General features: G+C 53.2%; 1 protein-coding gene. It reads right to left on the minus strand.

Annotated features, from left to right (window positions below; genetic code table 11):
• Positions 1-4 precede the first annotated feature (4 nt).
• Positions 5-1,354 carry an IS110 family RNA-guided transposase gene (locus tag AWM79_RS21175; RefSeq protein ID WP_017133934.1) on the minus strand — a complete coding sequence of 450 codons (1,350 nt, stop codon included), beginning with the start codon at positions 1,352-1,354 and terminating at the stop codon, positions 5-7.
• Positions 1,355-1,582 lie beyond the last annotated feature (228 nt).

Consider the following 1,582-nt stretch of genomic DNA (forward strand, 5'->3'; position numbering starts at 1 on the left):
CTTCCTAAGAAACACCCTCCGTTGGCTGAAGAGTGAAACCAAATTCGGCAGCACGGCGATGTAGACCCTTTACGACCCGCTCCCGATATCTCTGTTCATACTGGTCTGCTCCGGGGTCTTGATAGCTCATACCGAAACGCATCGCGTTGTAGAACAGAATCGCAATTTTTCGGGCGGTCGCGGTGACTGCTTTGGCTTTTCCGATTCGAGCTGCAAGGCGTCTATAGAAGGCCCCAAGCGCAGTACTCGTTCTCCCTACTGTGACAGCAGCCAAGCGCAGGTGGGCAGTAACTCGATTCTTGGTTTTCCGAGTATGAGCGGAAAGCACCTTACCGCCGCTGATCCTACATCCCGGCGCAAGCGTCAACCACGAAGTAAAATGATGACAAGTGCGCCATCGGCTCAGATCTGTACCGCATTCGGCGACCAGCCGCAGTGCCAGAAAGGGGCCAATGCCATGTATTTGCGTGAGGTCTACGCCGACCAGTTGATAGAGCAACGTGCGAACATCGAAGTTAAGTGCATTCGGTTGCCGGGTTTTATGACGCGGTTTAGGCAATGGTTCTGACGGACGCAACTTTTCCTGTGAAAGCTTGATGAGCACTTGTGCAATTTGCTGATCGCAGATGAGGAGCTGCGCTTGGTACGCATCATACATTGTCAGTGCTTGTGACAGGGCAAATATGTGCTCCGGCTGATAATTACCGACTAGCGCAGCCTCAATGACATCGATACCCGCTTTGCAGCGGGTATCGCTCATGGCAGCCAATACTGACGGGCTTCGCTCACCGGCCACTATGGCCCGAATTATTCGCATGCCGGTCACTCCGGTGACATCCGCCACGACATGGTGCAGTTGCAGATTCATATGGGTGAGCGCTTTTTGCATGTGCTGAATATGTGCGGCCGCGTAGTCAAGGTGGCGCTCTCGTAATCTTAAATAGCTGCGTAAAGCCGAGATTTCGCGATCTGGACGGAAGCTAGCTCGAAGCAATCCGCAGGAATGGAGTCGTTGAATCCACTGCGCATCATTCACGTCGGTTTTACGCCCTGGCACTGCGCGAGCATCTCGGGCATTAGCAAGTACTACATGAAGTCCGTGCGTTTCGAGTATCTCGTAAACCGGAATCCAATAAACGCCGGTCGACTCCATGGCGACTGTCGAGATGCCGAGACTCACCAGCCAATTAGCCATCCGCTCAAGATCAGCGGTGAAGGTATTAAAGGTTTGAATCGGATCTCGCGCGCGATCAGCTGGAACGGCGACAACATGAAAGCGTGAGCCGATATCAATGCCGGCCGCTCGAGTATTAATTACCGGTAACCCTCTGCTTTTTAAGTCAGACTTTTTCATACGCACCTCCAGTCAAGGGCAGGACTGGACGGGGACTCGGATCAAATCACATTCCTAAACGGGGTCATGAAAGCGCCACCACTAACGGGTCCGCAGCTTCCCCTGGGTCAAGTTTTTTGACGGGGACTTAGCCTCCAAAAAGCCAGCGACCACTGTCCAGAAATGTAAGTGTAGTACGTAGTGTTTCTAGCCAAATGGGCCGCGGAGTGCCGGGGAGGCGGTTTTTTA

Origin of the sequence: Pseudomonas agarici, from assembly GCF_001543125.1 — a bacterium.
In the GTDB taxonomy this organism is placed as follows: Bacteria; Pseudomonadota; Gammaproteobacteria; order Pseudomonadales; family Pseudomonadaceae; genus Aquipseudomonas; species Aquipseudomonas agarici.

Excerpts from the sequence above, each read along its gene's own strand:
- AWM79_RS21175 (WP_017133934.1), bottom strand. The coding sequence starts at position 1,354 with ATGAAAAAGTCTGACTTAAAAAGCAGAGGGTTACCGGTAATTAATACT.